Origin of the sequence: Undibacterium sp. CY21W (assembly GCF_014284265.1) — a bacterium.
Lineage (GTDB): Bacteria > Pseudomonadota > Gammaproteobacteria > Burkholderiales > Burkholderiaceae_D > Undibacterium > Undibacterium aquatile.
In genome coordinates this window covers 278,217-298,773 of record NZ_JACOGE010000001.1, presented here as the reverse complement: position 1 = coordinate 298,773, position 20,557 = coordinate 278,217, and the positions used below count along the sequence as shown (strand labels likewise).

16 protein-coding genes are annotated in these 20,557 nt (G+C 50.9%); 9 read left to right on the top strand and 7 right to left on the bottom strand.

The features are described from left to right. Window positions 1-3: 3 nt before the first annotated feature. Window positions 4-711, bottom strand: a complete 708-nt coding sequence (locus tag H8K29_RS01270) for a GntR family transcriptional regulator (protein ID WP_186896088.1) — start codon at window positions 709-711, stop codon at window positions 4-6. A 269-nt stretch (window positions 712-980) separates the two neighbouring features. Here H8K29_RS01270 and uraH point away from each other — a divergent pair, with 269 nt between their 5' ends. The 6 genes from uraH (at window position 981) to H8K29_RS01240 (ending at window position 6,820) form a co-directional block, all read left to right on the top strand. Further along, entirely contained in the window at window positions 981-1,334 is a 354-nt protein-coding gene (gene uraH / locus H8K29_RS01265; protein ID WP_186896087.1) for a hydroxyisourate hydrolase, read from the top strand. A gap of 72 nt (window positions 1,335-1,406) precedes the next feature. Next, window positions 1,407-2,612 carry a urate hydroxylase PuuD gene (locus tag H8K29_RS01260; protein WP_186896086.1) on the top strand — a complete coding sequence of 402 codons (1,206 nt, stop codon included), beginning with the start codon at window positions 1,407-1,409 and terminating at the stop codon, window positions 2,610-2,612. Between the two features lie 40 nt (window positions 2,613-2,652). Further along, window positions 2,653-3,663, top strand: coding sequence for an allantoicase (gene alc, locus H8K29_RS01255; protein WP_186896085.1), 1,011 nt, complete (start codon window positions 2,653-2,655; stop codon window positions 3,661-3,663). A gap of 30 nt (window positions 3,664-3,693) precedes the next feature. Then, window positions 3,694-4,188 (top strand): ureidoglycolate lyase, encoded by a 495-nt coding sequence (locus H8K29_RS01250; protein WP_186896084.1) that lies wholly within the window; start codon window positions 3,694-3,696, stop codon window positions 4,186-4,188. 794 nt (window positions 4,189-4,982) lie between these two features. After that, window positions 4,983-6,191, top strand: coding sequence for a M20 aminoacylase family protein (locus H8K29_RS01245; RefSeq protein ID WP_186896083.1), 1,209 nt, complete (start codon window positions 4,983-4,985; stop codon window positions 6,189-6,191). A 50-nt stretch (window positions 6,192-6,241) separates the two neighbouring features. After that, window positions 6,242-6,820: an ATP-dependent Clp protease proteolytic subunit gene (locus tag H8K29_RS01240; protein WP_186883976.1), complete on the top strand. Its 579-nt coding sequence runs from the start codon at window positions 6,242-6,244 to the stop codon at window positions 6,818-6,820. Between the two features lie 188 nt (window positions 6,821-7,008). Here H8K29_RS01240 and H8K29_RS18105 read toward each other — a convergent pair whose 3' ends face one another. The 6 genes from H8K29_RS18105 to H8K29_RS01210 form a co-directional block, all read right to left on the bottom strand. Continuing rightward, entirely contained in the window at window positions 7,009-8,763 is a 1,755-nt protein-coding gene (locus H8K29_RS18105; protein WP_186896082.1) for a methyl-accepting chemotaxis protein, read from the bottom strand. A 394-nt stretch (window positions 8,764-9,157) separates the two neighbouring features. After that, the gene (locus H8K29_RS01230) at window positions 9,158-9,571 is read right to left on the bottom strand and encodes a hypothetical protein (protein ID WP_255423214.1); all 414 of its coding nucleotides are present in this window, start codon (window positions 9,569-9,571) and stop codon (window positions 9,158-9,160) included. A 10-nt stretch (window positions 9,572-9,581) separates the two neighbouring features. Further along, window positions 9,582-10,772 carry a hypothetical protein gene (locus H8K29_RS01225; protein ID WP_186883979.1) on the bottom strand — a complete coding sequence of 397 codons (1,191 nt, stop codon included), beginning with the start codon at window positions 10,770-10,772 and terminating at the stop codon, window positions 9,582-9,584. A gap of 309 nt (window positions 10,773-11,081) precedes the next feature. Next, a complete protein-coding gene (locus tag H8K29_RS01220; RefSeq protein ID WP_186896081.1) occupies window positions 11,082-13,262 on the bottom strand; it encodes a TonB-dependent receptor in 2,181 nt (726 codons plus the stop codon). Window positions 13,263-13,520: 258 nt separating this feature from the next. Beyond that, on the bottom strand, window positions 13,521-14,954 hold the full coding sequence (locus tag H8K29_RS01215; protein WP_186896080.1) for a metallophosphoesterase: 1,434 nt from the start codon (window positions 14,952-14,954) through the stop codon (window positions 13,521-13,523). Window positions 14,955-15,042: 88 nt separating this feature from the next. Further along, on the bottom strand, window positions 15,043-16,221 hold the full coding sequence (locus H8K29_RS01210; RefSeq protein ID WP_222611385.1) for a serine hydrolase: 1,179 nt from the start codon (window positions 16,219-16,221) through the stop codon (window positions 15,043-15,045). A 106-nt stretch (window positions 16,222-16,327) separates the two neighbouring features. Here H8K29_RS01210 and H8K29_RS01205 point away from each other — a divergent pair, with 106 nt between their 5' ends. The 3 genes from H8K29_RS01205 to H8K29_RS01195 all read left to right on the top strand — a co-directional run bounded on the left by H8K29_RS01205 (window position 16,328) and on the right by H8K29_RS01195 (window position 20,556). Beyond that, window positions 16,328-17,596 (top strand): glycerate kinase, encoded by a 1,269-nt coding sequence (locus tag H8K29_RS01205; RefSeq protein ID WP_186896079.1) that lies wholly within the window; start codon window positions 16,328-16,330, stop codon window positions 17,594-17,596. Between the two features lie 343 nt (window positions 17,597-17,939). After that, on the top strand, window positions 17,940-19,487 hold the full coding sequence (locus H8K29_RS01200; RefSeq protein WP_370527132.1) for an ABC transporter ATP-binding protein: 1,548 nt from the start codon (window positions 17,940-17,942) through the stop codon (window positions 19,485-19,487). Continuing rightward, complete coding sequence (locus tag H8K29_RS01195; RefSeq protein WP_186896078.1) at window positions 19,480-20,556, top strand: ABC transporter permease; 1,077 nt, start codon at window positions 19,480-19,482, stop codon at window positions 20,554-20,556. Before H8K29_RS01200 ends, H8K29_RS01195 begins: the two co-directional genes overlap by 8 nt. The last annotated feature ends 1 nt before the right edge of the window (window position 20,557 follow it).

Here is a 20,557-nt window from a genome sequence, read left to right as displayed (position 1 = left end):
AAATTAGTTGCTCCGTGTATGCCCGAGAACGGCTTTTAAATCAAAACCCTTGCCAGCATTTTTCGGCGTGCGACAGGCACACTGATGCAAATGTTGTGCCATTGCGTGCAAGGCTGCTTTTTTATCCTGACGCTCCAATGCCGTCAGCACCTGAAAATGCTCATCAAATGAACAGGGGCGCGTCGTTGCCACCTCCTTATTCGAAATCATCAGCGTCGTGCGCGAGACGAGGCGGCGCAGCATATCGACCAGTAAATCATTGCCGCTCAGACGCGCGAGGGCGATATGAAAATCAGCCGACAGGCGTATCCATTGTGGCCGGTCGCCACTTTCATAGGCGTCCCGTTCACGCTCGACCATACGCCGCAGTTCAGCAATCGCGCTGGCATCAGCGTGCTGCAAGACTTTTTCCAGCGCCATCTGTTCCAGCGTCTGGCGCAATTCAAACATGTCGTGCGCCTCTTTTTCGCCCGGGCTGGCAATAAACGCACCACGGTTGGGCTCCAGATCGACCAGCCCGTCGGCCGCCAACTGGCTTAATACTTTACGCACCCCGTGTCTGGCCATCTGATAAATCTGGCTCAGAGATTGCTCAGTCAATTTAGTCCGCGCCGGCAAACGGTGATCCATGATCGCATCATAAATATCGCGATACATGTGGTCTTCCTTCTCTGCCAGTGTCGATGTGCGGCGTGTTTCAGATGAATTCATGCTGAGTGAAGAATAAAAATAGTGAGGCATATTTAATCACGATTGTCGACAATATTAAATATGCCGCAGTATTATTTACGAAATCACTTACATAAATAGCTGTTTTTATTCGATTTTATTTATTTTTATTTGACAGGCTTAAATTATGGCAATTAAGATTGTCGACAATATTTTCAAATCAATGAAACAAGACTTACGCAATTTGTCCCGGCAAGACATAGCAACGAAGCCGGGGCTACCTTGCGTCAGTCCTACGAAATAAGGATCACATGGGACGCCTGACCACACATGTACTCGACACCGCCCACGGCAAGCCCGGGCGAGGCATCAGCATTGCGCTGTATCGCGTCAGCCCACAGCAACGCAGCCTGCTTTGCGAACGCCTCACCAATGCCGACGGCCGCTGCGATCAGCCATTGCTCGATGGCGATGCGATGGAAGTCGGCACCTATGAGCTTGATTTCGACATCGGCACTTATTTCGCTGGTTTGGTACCTGATCTGCCGCAACCACCATTTCTGAGTATCGTGACTTTGCGGTTTTCTATCGCCGATGCCAGTGCGCATTATCACGTGCCGCTGGTCGCAACGCCGTGGAGTTACTCGACGTATCGTGGCAGTTGAGGTAGAAGACGCAACAAACTTCTGGCAATGCAGACCCTGCCTCTGCATCTAAAAAAATAATCTGGAAAAAAAATGGAAGCATATTTATTTGACTGGGCAAACCTGTTGCTGCGTTGGCTGCATGTCATCGTCGCAATTGCCTGGATAGGTTCATCTTTTTATTTCGTCTGGCTGGATAACCATCTGACTGCGCCAAGTGATCCACAACTCAAGGCACAAGGCGTAGGCGGTGAATTATGGGCGGTGCATGGCGGCGGCTTTTACAATCCGCAGAAATATCTGGGCGTACCACCGAAATTGCCGGAACATCTGCACTGGTTTTACTGGGAGTCTTACAGCACCTGGCTATCGGGGTTCAGCCTGTTTTTGCTGGTATATATTTTTAATGCCCGCACTTATCTGATCGACCCGTCTGTTGCCAATCTCACACCTGCAGTTGCAATCGCGGCGGCCTTAGGTTTTCTGGCACTCGGCTGGCTGGTGTATGACTTGTTGTGCCGCTTATTCGGCAAGAATGAAAAGCTGTTGTCAGCATTGATTGTCGCTTACGTCATCGCCGCCGCCTGGGCTGCCTGCCATTTATTTTCCGGTCGTGCCGCGTTTCTGATTACAGGCGCGATGATCGCGACCATCATGAGTGCCAACGTGTTTTTCTGGATTATTCCGGGACAGCGCAAAGTCGTGGCGGCGATGAAAGCAGGAGCTCCGGTTGACCCGGTGCACGGTCAGCGCGGCAAACAACGCAGCGTACACAACACCTACTTCACACTGCCGGTGCTGTTTGCAATGCTCTCGAATCATTACAGCATGACGTATAACCACGCGCAAAACTGGCTGGTGCTGGTATTCATCATGGTCGTGGGCGTTCTGGTACGACAGTTTTTTATCCTGCGCCATAAAGGTAAAACCAGCCCTATTTATCCGGCACTGGCCATTGCCATCCTCGCTGCGCTGGCTGCGTGGATGACACCAAAATCCGCGCCTGTCAGCAGCGCAAAGGAATCACCGGCAGCCCAATTTGCCCAGGTTCAGCAAGTGGTGCAGGCACGCTGCATACAATGTCATGCGGAACATCCGACACTAATGGAATTTCCCGCCAAAGGACTGATGCTGGATAAACCTGAGCAGATCAAGGCGGCATCGCAACTAATTTATCAACAAGTGGTGCAACAAAAGCTGATGCCGCTGGGGAATCTGACGCATATCACCGACGAAGAACGCGCTGTCATCGCGCGCTGGGTAGAAAACGATACGGCCAATATGGCTGGCAAGAAATAATCAAGAAAGTAATCGAGAAAATAATCGAGAAAGACACACTATGGCCATCATCACGCTCGACCCGAATGCTCCTGAATTTACCCGCCGCTATCCGAATCTCGCTGACCCGCGCCTGGGTGCCAGAACACTAGCCTGCAGCGATGATTTTTTTGCCGAGATGGCGCGCATGTTGAATCCTGAACCCGCTGTCTTCATTCCCGGCAAGTACGATACCAATGGCAAATGGATGGATGGCTGGGAATCCCGTCGCAAACGAGTGAATGGTCACGACTGGTGCGTGTTGAAACTTGGTCGCGCCGGGATACTCAAAGGCGTCGATATCGATACCAGCCATTTCACCGGCAATTACCCGCCTGCCGCCGCAATTGAAGGCGCATTTCTCGCCAGCGGCGAACCGGATGACCAGACCGTTTGGCAAGAAGTGCTGCCATCCGTGAACCTGCAAGGCAACAGCCATCATTATCACGAGATCAGCAGTACGCAAGTTTTTACACACTTGCGCCTGAACATTTATCCGGATGGCGGCGTGGCCCGTTTGCGCGTGTATGCACAACCGGAAAACGATTGGGCAAAAGCTGATCCGCATGCGCTGCACGATCTGATTGCGATGGAAAATGGCGGCTATATTGTGGCAACGAACAACCAGCATTTTGGGCTGGCATCCAATCTGCTGATGCCGGGACGCGGCGTGAATATGGGCGACGGCTGGGAAACGCGACGCCGCCGCGAGCCTGGTAATGACTGGTGCATCATCGCACTGGCACACGCCGGTATCGTGCAAAAAATCGAAGTCGATACCTGCCATTTCAAAGGCAACTATCCAGACAGCTGTTCGATACAGGCCGCATCCATGGCGGGCGGCACGAACACTTCGCTGATCACGCAATCGATGTTCTGGCCTACGCTGTTACCGCAACAAAAGCTGCAAATGGATCATCAGCATTATTTTGCAGAAGAGCTGCAATCGCTGGGGACTATCACGCATATTCGTCTGAATATTTTCCCGGACGGCGGCGTCTCGCGTTTGCGCCTGTTGAGTAAAATCGCCTGACAACCTTCACCAAATCACAATGTCCGCGATATGAAAACACTCACTATCTCTCCTCTGACACGGGCGGCGTTTGCGCCGTTTGGCGAAGTGATCATGACGGATGGCGCGCGCCATTACCCGATTAATCAGGGCACTACCGAGCGTTTTCATGCCCTCGCCTGCGCTGACACGCACAGTGAAAATGGACAAACTATACTCAGCCTGTTTCGCGCGCAGCCACGCCAACTGCCGCTGCCAATCACCATTATGGAAAGGCATCCGCTAGGCAGTCAGGCATTTGTCCCGCTGACACAAAATGAGGAAGACGAATATCTGGTCGTTGTCGCACCAGCGGGGGAATTTGATGAAAACAAGATGCAGGCTTTTTTGTGCAAAGGCTTACAAGGCGTGAATTACGCTAAAGGTGTCTGGCATCACCCGCTGATCGCCCTGCATAAAGTCAGCGACTTCATCGTCATGGATCGCATCGGCCACGGTCACAACTGCGATGAAATCACGCTGGATGGCAACTGGGTACTCGCCTGAACATTTCACACACCGCGCATTAAATCAACATTCGCAAGCGCCCTGCGCTATTCTTTTCGCGTATCAGATGGAAGGTACAAACAAAAACGCAGGCAAAAAAATAGCCCGCTAAGAGCGGGCTTAAATCCAAACCTTAGGAGGTGTTGGAGGAGACAGGTGTAACTATATCGCACCGCAACAAATACGCAAACGACTATTTTTGCATATCAAACATTCACAAATCAGATATCTGAAAACGATAACAAATTACCTAGAAGAAATCTTATTTCAAATTTTTATCGTTTCTATTGAATTTTTTAGTGCTTACCGGAAAAAGGACAAAAAAAACCCGCGACCTTGCGGTTGCGGGTTAAATCCAAACCTTAGGAGGTGTTGGAGGAGACAGGTGTAACTTTACTGCAGCGCAGCAAACATGTCTGCTTTATTTTCGATATATCAATCATCACCGCAAAGAATATCTGCACACCATGCTCTGCGAATGTTTGTTGAAGATGTTTTCTTATACCGACTATGCATGCGGATGAATGAAAAAACAGCGCAACACGACCTTCCGCGGCTCAAGATCAGGAAGTGGCCTTGGCGTCCGAACGACTCAGGAACACTTTCCTTGTTTTTATTCAAATTCCGCGTCAGTGCTGATGCCCGCCTCTGTGGAATCTGGTATCGTTCTCTCTGATGTGCTTGCTGCAGACGATGCAGCGACTTCACGTCGAAAAAATAAATTGCGTCCTGCTGCGGCTCACTATCCATCCCGATACCAGCCAGCACATCTGCAACGCAATCCGGAGACTCGTATGAAACTAATAGATCCTATTGTTCAATTCCAGGCAGAAATTCAACAAATCCGCCGTGATATTCACGCTCACCCTGAGCTTTGTTACGAAGAACACCGCACCGCAGACGTCATTACGCGCCAGTTGCAACAGTGGGGCATTCCTGTTGTTTCGGGTTTAGGCGGCACTGGCGTCCTGGGCATCATTAAAAATGGTAACAGTACGCGGGCGATTGGTTTGCGCGCCGATATGGATGCCTTGCCTATGCAGGAAATCAACAGCTTCGCACACCGCTCTCAGCACGAAGGAAAAATGCATGCCTGCGGCCATGACGGGCATACCGCGATGCTGCTGGGTGCCGCGCATTATCTGGCGCAACACCGCAATTTCGATGGCACGGTATATCTGATTTTCCAACCGGCAGAAGAAGGCGGCGGTGGCGCTTCAGCAATGATCAACGACGGTCTGTTTGAAAAATATCCTATGGAAGCGGTGTTCGGCATTCATAACTGGCCGGGCATTCCAGCAGGCTCGTTCGGGCTGACACCGGGGCCGATGATGGCCTCATCAAATGAATTTTATGTCACGGTCAAAGGTAAAGGCGCGCATGCAGCGCAACCGCACAAGGGCATCGACCCTATCATAATCGCGATACAGATTGCGCAGAGCTGGCAAACCATCGTCAGTCGTAATGCCAGCCCGCTGGAATCAGTGGTGCTGTCGGTCACACAGATTCACGCAGGCAGCGCCACCAATGTGATTCCCGACGACGCGCAGCTGGTCGGCACCGTGCGGGCATTCAGCAATGACATGATCGATCTGGTTGAACAACGCATGCGGGCAATTGCCACACACACTGCGGCGGCGTTTGATGCCGAGATTGATTTTGAATTCCGGCGCAATTATCCGCCACTGATCAATCATCCTGCTGAAACTGCATTTGCAGCGGAAGTGTTACGTTCTGTGGTCGGTGACGAGCGCGTGAATGCGCAGACCGAACCGACCATGGGTGCAGAAGATTTTGCATTCATGCTGCAAGCGAAACCGGGCTGTTATGTCTTCATCGGCAACGGCGAAGGTGATCATCGCGATGCCGGTCATGGTCTGGGCCCCTGTAATCTGCATAATCCCAGTTACGACTTCAATGATGATTTGCTGCCCATCGGCGCGACTTACTGGGTCAGGCTGGCAGAAACCTACTTGAAAAAAGCCACCGACGCAGCCATCTGAGGCAGCAGACAAGCTACAATTTCAACCTTCATAACCGGACACGATTTCACATGGCAGACGAAAAAGACAATAACGACGTACAACGCAGCCCTTTCCTCGAAGAGAAAGCATTTAAATCCCGCACCGTGCTGGTTTTCGGCACCATCAACGATAAGCTCGCGGCCGATGTCAGCAAGCGCCTGATCGCGCTGGCGGCCGAGTCGAAAGACCCAATTACTTTGCTGGTTTCTTCGCCAGGCGGTCATGTTGAATCCGGCGACGTGATTCACGACATGATTAAATTCATCGATGTACCGGTGAATATGGTTGGTACCGGTTGGGTAGGCAGCGCCGCTGTCAGCGTTTTCCTGTCTGTGCCAAAAGAACGCCGCGTCTGTTTGCCGAACACACGTTTCCTGATTCATCAACCTAGCGGCGGCTGCGGTGGTCAGGCAACGGACATTGCGATTCAGGCGCGCGAAATCGTCAAAGTGCGTGAACGTATCTCGGCATTGATCGCGCGCGAATCCGGTCAGACGCTGGAGCGCGTGACGAATGATATCGACCGCGATTACTGGATGAGCGCAGAAGAAGCGCTGGAATATGGTTTGATTTCACGCACCATCATCAAACAGAGCGACATCGCTTAATTGCCATTCATCCTGATTCCTGTATTTCATGGCTTAATTCGGGGGTAAATATACTCCCCCCAGTATATTTTGAAGCCCTTTAAATATAAGGACATGAGCGGTGAATACTAAAAAAGCAGGGGGAGTATATGCTCCGCCCTGCTTTTTTTACGCCACGGCTGTGCCTGTCAGTACAAGACTAAGCAACATCAAAACTCTTCCCAGTCTGTGGTGTCGCCTGCTTTTTCAACTGCTTTCGCTGCTCGCTGCGGACTTTGCCGGACACTGGATGGCGCAGGTTTGATTGCCGTGCTGTTCGTTTCCTTTTTGCCCGGCTTTGCCATCGTTTTTTTTGTCGCGTCAGCAGTATTGCGATTCACCAGCATTGCGGATGCGTTCGGCGCCGCCGTCTGGCTCTGATCTAATTTGAACACGCTGACGACGCTGCTGAGTTTTTCTGCCTGCCCTTGCAATCCGGCAGCGGCAGCGGCGGCTTCTTCGACCAGAGCTGCATTTTGCTGCGTCAGCGTATCCATATTGGTAATCGCATCATTGATCTGCGCAATACCAGCGCTTTGCTCCTGACCGGCGGCCGTAATCTCGTTGATCATATCGCTGACGCGCCGCACGCTGGCCACCACTTCGCTCATCGTGTCGCCCGCCTGATCCACCAGCCGCGTGCCTTGTGCGACTTTATCGACAGAATCGTTGATCAGCTCTTTGATTTCTTTCGCCGCACTGGCAGACCGTTGCGCCAGATTCCGCACTTCCGACGCGACCACCGCAAAGCCGCGACCCTGCTCACCGGCGCGCGCCGCCTCCACCGCAGCATTGAGCGCCAGAATATTCGTCTGGAAAGCGATGCCATCAATCACGCCGATGATGTCAACGATCTTGCGTGAAGATTCGTTGATCGAGCCCATCGTCTGCACCACTTGCGAAACCACGTCGCCGCCTCTTTGCGCTACGGCCGAAGCAGAATCCGATAACTGATTCGCCTGGCGCGCATTGTCTGCATTATGGTGAATCGTCGAAGTGATTTCTTCCATCGAGGACGCGGTTTCTTCGAGCGAACTTGCCTGACTTTCAGTGCGCCCCGACAGATCAAGATTACCTTGCGCGATTTCTGTCGCCGCAATGGTGATGTGATCCGTCCCCTGCCGCACTTCGCTGACCACCTTCAGCAAGTTATCGTTCATGTCTTTTAAGGCTTGCAACAGCATGCCGGTTTCGTCTTTACTGCTGGCTTCAATGTGACTGGTCAGATCACCGGACGCTACCGTCTGCGCGACTTTTACCGCATTCATCAGCGGCCGTGATACCAGACGGGCAATCCAGAAAGACAATGCCAGCCCCAGCACAACGCAGATTGCCAGCGCCACTAAAATCAGCGAACGCGCCGTTTCATAAACCTGCGTGCTATGTTCATAGGCAGCGATCCCGCCATCAGACTGAATTTTCACCATCTTATCGACATGGTCGCGCAACCGCGTATTCACTTTTGACGAGGTGATGCGTAGCAGGCTGACGGCTTCCGTCGAATTACCGGCTTTGGCGGCGGCAATCATCTTATCGGTGATCTGCAAATAGTCCGCCATCAGCTTTGCATATTCATCGTAATTCGCTTTCTCTGCCGCATTCGTCATCATGCGGCTGTAATCCGCTTCGATCTCGCGCAATCCACTAATCGCTTCCTTTGTTCTGGTAACGTATTTTTCAACTTCCTCGGAACTTTCCGCAAACACCATTTGCGCCTCTTGCGAGCGTATGCGCGAGACACGTTCCTTGATGCCCATCGCCGCTTTGACGCTGGGCATCCAGTTCTCACCCAGATCTCTGGCTGCTGTGTTGACCTGAGCAAGTTCAGTCACAGAAAAAATGCCGATGAAAATTGTGATCAACAACAAACAGAGCGAACTGATTAAGAGCTTGACAGATATTTTCAGATCATAAAAAAACGACATAGCTTACTCCGGAAGTAATGTTGATATGGCACGCAGCAAATGCGGAATGCATCTGCTGCGATGAATCAGTACAACGGAAAATGCAGGTCAAATGCGGCAACGGCAGATGAACGGCAGACGAAAAACACAGCTTTTCGCCTGGCGCATCGGTGGAACATATTTGTATTGCGGGACAATTTCATGTGAAGCTCCGGAACAGGATCAGACATCAAAATTGCGACAAATATTGAAAAGACTTTGTGTGAAATTTGAAAGAAAATAACGATGGAATAAAAAGAACGCGATACGCTCCAGCGCTTTTTCAACACACAGAAAAGAGACTAACTGTTAGTGACTAAAAAAGCAAAAGGGGAAAAGCAACTATGCTTTTCCCCTTTTTCAGTTCAGACGACGATTATTGCAAGGTAGTAATAACCTTGACAGTAGAATCGACCGCTGATTTTTCGATATAGCCAATTCCGGTAGGATTAGCCGCAATCGCTTTTTTCACTTCAGCCGCAGACGGGTACTCTTTTGGTGCAGCGGCCTTACCCGTAAACACCAGCTTGGACCAAATCGATTTCACTTCAGATAAATCTTTACCGGCTACTTTTTTATAAAACTCAGCACGTACCGGTGAATTTTCTGGCAGGTCAACCGGTGTAAACATCGGTGACTTTCCCAAAAAGAACTGTGATGCCTGTGCTGCCGTCATCGCAGTCGCCGGGTTCGCCGGATTCACGATCACGACGATATCGGCGGCACTCGCACTCGCTGCAACAGAGGAAAACGCTGCGGCGAGCATGACCTTTTTCAAAAATGTTGTCATCGCCATCTCCTCAGAATACAAAATCAACCGCAGCAGCAAACACGTTTACCGGGCCTTTAAAGCCAGGTTTGGCGTTGATAAATACGCCATTGCCGTTATCTGGAGACATACGATCAAATTGCACTTTTAATGCAGCCGATTTATGGAAGTCCCAGCGTACGCCTATGCTATTGCTGGTCTGAATCGGGGAAGCTGAAGCCAGTGCATTGGCACCTGCTGTGTAAGCCAGCAAAGGACCGGATGTCGGTGTTCCGGCAACCGTTCTGGCGCTATCCTGTTTTGCAGAAGCATGCACAAAATACGGCAGGAAGCTGCCTGTACGGTAACCAAACATGGTGTACCACGAAGTCGTGTCAGCAACAGCCAGACTACCGGACTTACGCTTACCGTATTCCGCCTGCACCACAACGTTTTTCCAATCTACGCCTAAGCCCAGAGAAGTAAACGACGCTTTAGTGTCCTGCACCGCAATCGCATTCGCGGCACTGGTGTAGCCATATTTATTCAGGCCGCTGACCAGTGTGTTCAGATTGACAGAATTATCAACAGACACGTTGGTATCAACACGACCAAAACGCACCGTGAACGGGCCGTTTTCCAATGTCACGTTGAAGCTGGAGAGTTTTTTAAATTTCGCTTTGTAGCCCGGGCTTTCATTCTCTGTCACACCGTAGGCCAGTTGCGAAGAAATGTTAGTTTCACCAACGGCAGTCTGATAAGTCGCATCGACACCATCAATGCTTTCCAGCAAAACCTGGGTGTACATCTCGACTGGTGGACGCAACATCGTGTTGGCATAGCCAACATTGCGATAATCAGAAATCATGTACACAGGCAAGCCCATGCGACCAACGCGCACGCTCAACTGATCATTCACTTTGGCTTTGGCAAATGCCCATGCCAGCTCTGCGCCAAAATTATCGGTGACGTTTTTACGTACCAGTCCCTGGCCAGTAAAAGACAACCAGTCAGTTGCTTTTGCAGTCACCTGAATCCCGAAATTGGAATCCACGCCTGTTTTTGCGCCTGTTGTCACACCGGCTAATTGATTCGGGCGCGCAAATTCTGCATCCGATGTATTAGTGCGTGTCAGAGCCGCAGTACCAAAGCCGCTGATCGTTACATTAGAACTGTCGTCAGCCCATGCAGCGGATGCTGCGACTGACATTGCCACTAAGGCAGTTAAAGTTTTTAATTTCATGTTTCCTCCTCGTAATGAAATAATTCTAGCCTTCAGAATTATTTCCACAAAGAAGCAAAAATGATATAAATTAGCTAATAATCGCACCAATTTAGCGCCACGATTTATCACAAACATCGAAAATATAGATTTTTTCCCTATGGTGAAGAACGGTTCAGATGGCTTGAACAGGGATGCTGGAAAATCAAAAAAGCCGATTAGAGCGATATTTCCATTTCACGATTTCTTACAAATCCGTTGCTTAATCTCTACACAGAAAACGAGAAATAAGCCACGGATTTGAAAGTAAAAACGCTGCGCGAATGTTGGTCAGAAATCAGCGCTGACAGACAAGCTCCAGCTGCGTGCAGGCTGGAAAGTATATTGATCGAAAGCGACGCCTTTGCTATTGGCTGAGACAGCAGTCACATCCTGTTGATCAAACAGATTATTGATTCCTAACTGCGCCTTGACGTTTTTGACCAATGAACTAACGGCTTTCCAGCGATAACCTATCGTCAGATCTGTCGTCAGATAAGACGGTATTTTGTAAGCAGCTGGCTCGCCGTCTTTTGCATATTGCGTGCCGACATTTTTTGCGATCAGCGAACCATACAAACCGTTCGCTTTGTACAAAAGACCAAACGCACTGGTGCTCTCTGGCGCTTTCGCTACTTGCAGACCCGTGTCTTTGGCTTTTGCACTGTTGAGAGAGGCATTGGCATGCACCGAGAAGCCACTACCGATGTAATACGTGGCAGCCGCCTCAATACCTTTATAGACAACACCACCCTGGTTGTAATACACCAGATCATTACCACTGCCGGTGGACGCGATCTTATTATCAAAGTCGATGTAATAAATGTCGGCATCCAGCGTCAGGTTACGCGACTGATGCACAGTACCCAACTGATAATTCGTTGATGTCTGCGCTTTCGGCGTGCTCAGATTCGGGTTGTTCACATAAAACATGGACAGATCAGGCACCAGAAAACCTTTGGCAATCTGCGCATACGCAGACCATTCTTTATTCACACTGTAATTCGCGGTCAGGAATGGCAACGTCGACGTGTAGGTCTGTTCAGCATTCGTCGCGATACGCGTGCCCTGATTCACCGAGGCATCAATTTCGCGTTTGAAATGCATGTATTTCACACCCGGTGTGATCGTTAAATCTGGTGCGGCATTCCATTCAAATTCAACAAAGGGCTGATACTGCTTCCACGAAGAACGCTGTTCGTAAGACACGCTTTTCGGTGCGCTTGATTCTTTAGGATTCGGCAAGCCCAGAGTCCAGTCCAGATCATAGGTATGACGGTTGGTATTTGAACTTTCCAGCCAAACACCGGCGCGCAATAAACCGGCATCAAATTGATTGGTGGCTTTGAAAATATCGCCGTTCACACGATACGCATTGAGCTTGTTGTAACCCGGAACATTCTTATTTCCGGCAGCACCGGCTTTGGTGCCATTCGCGGTTGCACCACTGGCATCCTGACCGGAATAAGTATCGTTATTGTACGAATAGGTATAGAGCGTATTGTCGATATTCCAGCCAGCAAACTTCGATTGCAGACGGATATAGTCAAAATCCGTCGTTTTGTAGTTGAAGTTATAGCCGTAATAATTCTGGCTCGTCGGATCGTTGTTCAGGGCGTAGTTTTTACCGAACTGTGCCACCTGATTCAAAGTCACACCGCCTTTATCCGGAACATAGCTGTTGATCTTGTTATAGGTGGAAAAAACTGTCAGCACGGTATCCTGAGCAAGATTGCGCTGGAATTTGAACTGGTAATTGTCTTCGGTGACGCTGCTGTAAGTCAGGTAACCGTCGGATGTCAGACGTGAAGCATTAAACATCATCTGCGCATTGCCAAAACCCGACAACATACCGCTATCGACCTGCGCACCATACATGCGGGTATTCCAAGAGCCAAATGTCGAATACGGTGTGAAATTAAAATCCGCCGACAATTCTTTAGAGAACAAATTAATAGAACCGCCGAAAGTGGCTTGCCCCAGATTGCTGGCATTGCCCGGGCCGCGCTCGATCACCATGCCGCCGATGATGCGTGCCGGGAAATAAGACGTGGAATGATGCGTAGGATTATTCGTATCACCAAAAGGGATACCGTCATACGTCATGTTGTATTCACCATCCTGAAAACCACGTAACGTGACTTTGGATTCGGCAAGACCAGGGCCATTGGCAGACACGCCGGAACCCACACTCGGCGCAATCCGCGCAACGGCATTGAAATCAGCCAGATCAGTCACAGACTGTTCAATAAACGTCGCAGTGATAATTGATTGTGGCTGCGTCGCTTTCAGTGAGCTTTGTACCGGTGCACGATTGCCGACACTCGAACCACTGATCACAACCCTTGATTTGATCGCTTCCGCGTCCAGCGCTGAATCAGATTCAACAGTACTTTCAGCCTTAACCACTGACTGCGCCTGAGCGTGGTGCACAACCATCAGCGTGATGGCGAACACAACTTGGGCTGACATTCGTTTGCGTGTCAATTGTGGTCGCGATTGCTGCTGGGATTGCTGCTTAATTTGTTGCGATTTCCGGGACATCATCTTGCCTTCCATTGAACTTGGTGGGTAGAAAACTCACAAGTCTAGGCAGGCGGTATGACGTCAGGATGAATTTAGCTGACAGTCAGATGACATGACAACAGAATGACGGTATCCGGCTTTATATTCCGTTTTATATCCCGTTTTTATTGATACCGTCTTTTCCCGATGCGCTGAAAGGTGGTGTTATTGGAAAGATTGGCACTGGGTTTTCTTGCCCTGAGTACGGCATTCGGTCATCAGCTTACCGTTCTTATTCCATGCCTGCATTTTCCAGGATTGCGGTTCACGTTCCATCACCATGAAACCAACGTCATTGGAATTACTGAAATGCGCTATTTCAGCTGCGGCATAAGGTGTGGTTCCCGCTGGTAAAACAGCTGGCAGCGGCGAATCAAGCGAGGAACCGCCATTGCCTGAAACAAACTGCACCGGATGATCAGTGTTAAATGTCAGTGCCTCGAACAAATGAACATGCCCAGCCAGAGTTGCCTGTACTTTGGAAGGAAACAGACGCGTCGAATTAACCTCATGCATCACTCCCTGCAAGGCGGCGTTGCCGGGCCAGATCGTTAATCCACCCTCTTTATTCCTTCCCGCACCCAGACCAAGAATCGGATGGTGATTGATGAAAATATTGAAGTCGGCTGCGTCAGACAACTGATTCACCGTCTTGAATTGCTCCATGTAAACCTGATACGGCACGTCATTTTTGCCTAGCGCTTTGTTCGGTACTTTAGACGAATCAAACACAATCAGTTGCGCAGCCTCTTGCCCGACGCGCCCTAACGGTACCGCGTAAGGCGGACTGTAATCACCACTGGCATCATCGCGTTCAGCATTACAATCACGTCCGCTTTGCAAAGGACGGGGGTCGAGGAAGCGCCACCAGCCTTGCCCGGCGCGGGTGCAGGTTTCATGGTTGCCACGCACCATCACCCACGGTGCGGCTTTCAATAATGCCTGCGCCGGGTCGAAAAAATCCGCTTTCCAGGTATCCCAGCCATAACCCCAAGGGCTGCCAGCGCAGTCTTTATTCCCTTCCGGGCAGGCATTCTCGCGGTAATGATAATCACCGACATGAATCACCAGATCCGGCTTTGTTTTGGCGGCGGCCTCGACCATCGATCTGAATGCCCATTTCTCGCTGTCGCTACATGACTGAAAATAGTTATCCGCCAGTTTCAGACGGCAACCGGTATCGCCAATCACGACAATTTTTTTTGCGACAGGCTGCGGCAATGGCAACGCTCGCCCACCAATGCTGGCGGAGCTGGTCGTCGGCGACAATGTCGCCTCGCAAGTCAGCACTGGAAATGCGGACGGTTTAGAATCGTTCGCACTACTTGCGGTCTTGCGTTGCGGGATAGTCGCGGCGTCGGCACGCGCGGTCATCATTTGCGCTTTACCATCTTGCGTCAACACCGGACAAACAGTATCCGTGGTCACCACACGTGCCACTGCTTGCCCCTGTTCACCAAGCACAGTCCATGCTTGTTGCAGGCCATCTTGTTGCGCAAACAGTTGGGGTGACGTACTACAAGCGGATAAAGTCAGAGCAGTTGCGGCTGGCAATAGCAACACAGACGACAATACAGAACGAATAGAACAGGTAGTCATTTTTCCTCACACTATTTTTAATCTGGGGCCATGCTAATCATTGGATGTGTCGGCAATATGAATTGCTTTTTCTGTGTGCAACAACTATTTATTTCACGCCCACTGCGGCATACGCGAGACGCTTGAAATCAAATGAAAACGGATGCCAGAAACTCATTAATCGTTGCGTCATCAGTATTCCCGCAATATTGCGGCGGGGGTTGATCCACCAGTGCGTACCGGCGATACCGCCCCATTCAAATTCACTTTCCGAACCGACCGGGTCGATGGACGAGGGGCGCAACGTCACCGCACCGCCGAATCCAAAGCCCTTGCCCGGCACATCACCAACACCCGGAAAACCTATGCCTGCGCCCGCTGGCAACTGATTCTGCATCATCAGATGCATGGTTTCTTGTTTCAGTAAATGATCACCATCCGGCATAAAACTGCGCATCAGCACCAGCATATCGTGCATGCTCGATACCAGCCCACCGCCGCCGGACAAACGCGGCACCGGCTTGGTAAATGCGCCGGGATACGGCGATTTATCCAGTCGGCGCAAACCGCGCTGCAACACATTTGCAGGATCAGCACCGCCGTAATAAGCGGTCAGTCTGTGCAGTTTATTTTCCGGAACATAGAAACCGGTGTCATCCATTCCCAGTGGATTAAGTATCCGCAAGCGCAGGAACTGATCGAAATTTCTGCCACTGACAACCTCGACCACGCGTGATAACACGTCGGTGGAGATCGAATACTGCCAGGCTTCACCGGGATGAAAACTCAGAGGCAATTCCTCCAGAATATCGATCATTTCCGCCAGTGTCTGGAAAGCATTCAACACTTTACGTTCGTTATAGGCTTTGTACATCAGGCTACCATGATCCAGCAGTCCGTAACTCAGTCCGGACGTGTGGTTCAGCAAATGACGGATAGTGATCGATGAACGTGCTGGTTCGGTATCATCAAGACTGTTCGCACCAGCCTTCAACACGCGACGCTTGCCTAACTGCGGCAAATAATTTTCCAGCGGATCATCGAGTGCGATTTTGCCATCCTCGATTAACAGCATGATGGCCATCGATGTAATCAGCTTGGTATTCGAAAAAACCCGGAACAAATGATCACCACACAAGGGAATCTGGTTCTCAATGTCCGCCCAACCGGCGTGGTGTTCATGCACCAGATCACGTCCCACCAGCACCGCCGTTGATACCCCCGCCAGTATCTGACGGTCCACATATTGCTGCATTGTTGAATTTACTTCACCGAAATCGTAAGCCATATCGTTTATGATGATTTTTCTGTTTTATGTATTTTGTTCAGTGGCACTTGCGAGTTGTAATCCGAAGTGCTGTTGTCGTCGAACCGCCATATTACTACTCAACACTATGCCCATCTCATCTCCACGCGAATTTCTGAATTCCCTGTATCAGGCAGCCGTCGATGCCGTCAGTGCAGAAAAATGTCTGCCGGCCTTTCTGCCAGAGCCGCCACGGCATGGCCGCACCATTGTGATCGGCGCAGGCAAAGGCGCGGCAGCGATGGCACACACGGTTGAACAACACTGGAAAGGCGAATTATCGGGACTGGTCGTGACGCGTTATGGTCACGGCGTACCGTGCGAGAAAATTGAGGTCATCGAAGCCGCACATCCTGTTCCTGATAGCGCCGGACAGCAAGCAGCGGCAAGAATTTTACACATGGTGCAGGGTTTAACAAAAGACGATCTGGTGCTGTGCCTGATTTCCGGCGGTGGCTCTGCTTTACTGGCCTTGCCTGCAGAAGGCATCACACTGGAACAAAAGCAAGCGATCAACAAAGCGTTGTTGAAAAGCGGTGCCGCCATCAGCGAAATGAATTGCATACGCAAACATTTGTCGGCAATCAAAGGCGGCAGATTAGGATTAGCCTGTGCACCGGCAAGAGTGATCACCTTGATGATTTCAGATGTGCCAGGTGATGACGCCAGTATTATCGCCAGTGGTCCGACGCTGCCGGATGACACCACCTGTGCCGATGCACTCGCTATTTTGCGCAAATACGCGATTGCAATTCCTGACAATATCGAAACCCATCTGCAGTCTGGGCAGGGAGAAACACCGAAATCCAGCGACCCACGTTTCGCCCGTCACGAACACCACATCATCGCTACTGCCCAGCATGCGCTGGATGCGGCGGCGTATCAGGCCAGAACTATGGGCATCGCAGCGCATATCTTATCGGATGGCATCGAAGGCGAGGCGCGTGATATCGGCCTCATGCATGCGGCGCTGGCATTGCAGGTCACCCGTAAAAGCCAGCCATTCCCCAAGCCTTGCGTCATTTTGTCCGGTGGCGAAACCACGGTAACCGTACGCGGTAACGGTCGCGGTGGCCGTAACGCAGAATTTTTACTTAGTCTGGCCGTTGCACTCAATGGCTGTCCGAATATTTACGCACTGGCCTGCGACACTGATGGCATCGATGGCTCGGAAGATAATGCCGGAGCCTACTATGAGCCCGCGTCTGCGCAGCGGGCAATGGCACTCAATTTATCGCCGAAACAAATGCTGGAAAACAATGATGGCTATGGCTATTTTTCCGCGCTGGGAGATTTGATCGTCAGCGGGCCGACACGCACGAATGTCAATGATTTCAGAGTAATTTTGGTTTTGTGAATGCGGCAGTCGCATTTATAATGTCGGCCGAATACTCAATATGCGGTTTTCATGATAATTCCTGCACAACAAGCCTCTTAATCTGAGGGCATTGTTCTTGCTTAAAGCTAGTGTTAATTAAGCATTCCTGATGTAGTTAATGATGCAGTAACAATGAAATAACGAGCAACAGATGGCGGGCAAGATATTGGTTAAATACGTGGATAAATACGGGCGTCCACTCCATGCCAACCTGACATCTGCTTGTCCCGTCATTCATCATTGATCAGGATTTATAAATAGCTACGCCCATGTTCACCAGCACTCCAGCCGTTTTTTCCATAGAAAGGTCATTGTGACTTCTATCGCAGCACCGCTATCGTCGAGGTTAGCACTGTCTGATATCTGTAAAAGCTATCCCTCCGTCGTCGCCAACGATCATATCAATCTCAGCGTTGCCCCCGGCGAAATCCATGCGGTACTGGGCGAGAACGGTGCGGGTAAATCAACGCTGATGAAAATTATTTTCGGCGCGGTCAAGCCAGACTCTGGCAAAGTGCTGTGGAATGGTCAGGAAGTGAAAGTAGCAACGCCACAAGATGCGCGCAAACTTGGCATCTCCATGGTGTTTCAGCATTTCTCTCTGTTTGATACTTTAACCGTGACAGAGAATATCGCCCTCGGCCTGGATGCCGGGACAGATATGACGCAACTGGCAGAACAAATCCGCCAGACTGGTGAAAACTATGGTCTGGAGCTGGAACCACATCGGCATGTTCACACCTTATCTGTCGGTGAGCGTCAGCGTGTGGAAATTGTGCGTGCCCTGCTGACGCATCCGCAATTATTAATTCTGGATGAACCAACCTCAGTCCTGACGCCGCAGGCAGTACAAAAATTATTTATCACCCTGCGCAAAATTGCAGCAGAAGGCTGCAGCATTTTATATATCAGCCATAAGCTCGATGAAATCCGTGAACTGTGCCATTCGGCGACCGTGATGCGCATGGGAAAAGTCACCGGTCATTGCGATCCGCGCGAGGAAACAGCAGCCAGCCTGTCGCGCATGATGATCGGCGATGCCGTTCAGCATCACCCGCATGATGCAAGCATACAAAAAGGACCATTGCGACTGCAGATCGAGCGACTCAGCCTGCCGAAAGCGCATGCATTTGCGACGGCATTAGAGCAGATTGACCTGAGCTTATTTGGCGGTGAAATCGTTGGTATCGCCGGGGTTTCCGGTAATGGTCAGCAGGAGTTACTGGCGGCCTTGTCCGGTGAAGACCGCCGTCCGGCGGCGCAGATGGTACAACTCAAAGGCAAAGCTGTCGGCCGTTACGGCCCGGAAGCACGGCGCGAACTGGGACAAAGTCTGGTGCCAGAAGAACGCCTGGGACGTGGCGCAGTACCCGAACTCAGCCTGACGGATAACATGCTGTTGTCACAGCAGAAAGCGCCATTTGTACGCCACGGCATGATCAATTTTAAACACACAATACAAGCTGCCAGCGACATCATCGGCCGTTTTCGCGTGAAAGCCTCGGGACCTGCAGCAGCCGCACGCAGCTTATCCGGTGGGAATTTGCAGAAATTTATTGTCGGTCGCGAAATTATGCGGCATCCCGACGTGTTCATCGTGGCACAGCCAACGTGGGGCGTGGATGTCGGCGCGGCAGCCCAGATTCACGGTGAAATACGTCAGTTGAAACAGGCAGGCTGCGCAGTGCTGGTGATTTCCGAAGAATTAGATGAATTATTTGAGTTGTGCGATCGCATGTATGTCATTGCCAAAGGGCGCTTGTCACCCTCGGTGGCAACGGCAGACGCCAGCAGAGAACAGATAGGATTATGGATGAGCGGTTTATGGGAAGATCAGGCGACAGCTAAGCAAGAGGCCGAGCATGTTTAAACTGGAATTACGTCCTGCGTCTTCACGGGTGATGGCTTATTTTTCGCCAGTATTCGCCCTGTTGCTGACGGTCTTTTTTGGTGGCCTGCTATTTCTCGCGCTCGGTAAAAATCCGCTGACCGCCTTGCAGGTATTTTTGCTGGAACCTTTACGTAACGCTTCGACCATCGCTGATTTATTGCTGAAAACCACGCCACTGGTGCTGTGCGCGCTGGGCCTGTCGGTTTGTTACCGCGCGAATATCTGGAATATCGGTGCCGAAGGTCAGTTGATTGCTGGCGGCCTTGCCGCTGGTGCCACGATTTTGTTTTTCGATCAGGGCACACCGGGCATTTCGAATATTTCGGGCGGTCTGGTCTTGTTACTGGCAACGCTGGCGGGTATTGCCGGTGGCGCCGCATGGGCATCTGTCACGGCCTTATTGCGCGACCGTTTTAATGCGAATGAAATTCTGGTGTCGCTGATGCTGACCTATATCGCGCAGTTATTGCTGATGTATGCCGTCAACGGCCCGTTGAAAGATCCTAACGGAATGAACTTTCCGCAATCAAAAGTTTTTTCCAGCGAATTTCTGTTGCCGCATATCTTCCATGGCAGTCGTTTACATATAGGCTTTCTGGTGATGCTGGTTGCCAGCGGCGGCATGGCGATTTTTATCTATCGCAGCTTTGCTGGTTTTCGCCTAACCGTCGGTGGGCTGGCACCGCTGGCCGCCCGTTATGCGGGCTTTTCCAGTCGCAAGGCTTTATGGACTTCGCTGTTGATTTCTGGCGGCTTCGCGGGCATGGCTGGCGCATTTGAAGTCGCTGGCCCTATCGGTCAGGTGCTGCCGTCGATTTCGCCGGGATATGGCTTTGCGGCCATTATCGTTGCCTTCATCGGTCGCTTAAATCCTATCGGCACCATTTTTGGCGGACTGGTGCTGTCTCTGTTTTACCTCGGTGGTGAAATGGCGCAGTCGCGTCTCGGTCTGCCCTCAGCGATTACCGGCCTGTTTCAGGGCATGCTGTTATTCATGTTGCTGGCCTGTGACACCTTAATCAATTACCGCCTGCGCTGGAAGAAATAAG

What these genes read in the sequence shown, in the direction of transcription:
- H8K29_RS01270 (WP_186896088.1), bottom strand. Translation starts at nt 711, where the DNA reads ATGAATTCATCTGAAACACGCCGCACATCGACACTGGCAGAGAAGGAA.
- uraH (WP_186896087.1), top strand. Translation starts at nt 981, where the DNA reads ATGGGACGCCTGACCACACATGTACTCGACACCGCCCACGGCAAGCCC.
- H8K29_RS01260 (WP_186896086.1), top strand. Translation starts at nt 1,407, where the DNA reads ATGGAAGCATATTTATTTGACTGGGCAAACCTGTTGCTGCGTTGGCTG.
- alc (WP_186896085.1), top strand. Translation starts at nt 2,653, where the DNA reads ATGGCCATCATCACGCTCGACCCGAATGCTCCTGAATTTACCCGCCGC.
- H8K29_RS01250 (WP_186896084.1), top strand. Translation starts at nt 3,694, where the DNA reads ATGAAAACACTCACTATCTCTCCTCTGACACGGGCGGCGTTTGCGCCG.
- H8K29_RS01245 (WP_186896083.1), top strand. Translation starts at nt 4,983, where the DNA reads ATGAAACTAATAGATCCTATTGTTCAATTCCAGGCAGAAATTCAACAA.
- H8K29_RS01240 (WP_186883976.1), top strand. Translation starts at nt 6,242, where the DNA reads ATGGCAGACGAAAAAGACAATAACGACGTACAACGCAGCCCTTTCCTC.
- H8K29_RS18105 (WP_186896082.1), bottom strand. Translation starts at nt 8,763, where the DNA reads ATGTCGTTTTTTTATGATCTGAAAATATCTGTCAAGCTCTTAATCAGT.
- H8K29_RS01230 (WP_255423214.1), bottom strand. Translation starts at nt 9,571, where the DNA reads ATGACAACATTTTTGAAAAAGGTCATGCTCGCCGCAGCGTTTTCCTCT.
- H8K29_RS01225 (WP_186883979.1), bottom strand. Translation starts at nt 10,772, where the DNA reads ATGAAATTAAAAACTTTAACTGCCTTAGTGGCAATGTCAGTCGCAGCA.
- H8K29_RS01220 (WP_186896081.1), bottom strand. Translation starts at nt 13,262, where the DNA reads ATGTCAGCCCAAGTTGTGTTCGCCATCACGCTGATGGTTGTGCACCAC.
- H8K29_RS01215 (WP_186896080.1), bottom strand. Translation starts at nt 14,954, where the DNA reads ATGACTACCTGTTCTATTCGTTCTGTATTGTCGTCTGTGTTGCTATTG.
- H8K29_RS01210 (WP_222611385.1), bottom strand. Translation starts at nt 16,221, where the DNA reads ATGGCTTACGATTTCGGTGAAGTAAATTCAACAATGCAGCAATATGTG.
- H8K29_RS01205 (WP_186896079.1), top strand. Translation starts at nt 16,328, where the DNA reads ATGCCCATCTCATCTCCACGCGAATTTCTGAATTCCCTGTATCAGGCA.
- H8K29_RS01195 (WP_186896078.1), top strand. Translation starts at nt 19,480, where the DNA reads ATGTTTAAACTGGAATTACGTCCTGCGTCTTCACGGGTGATGGCTTAT.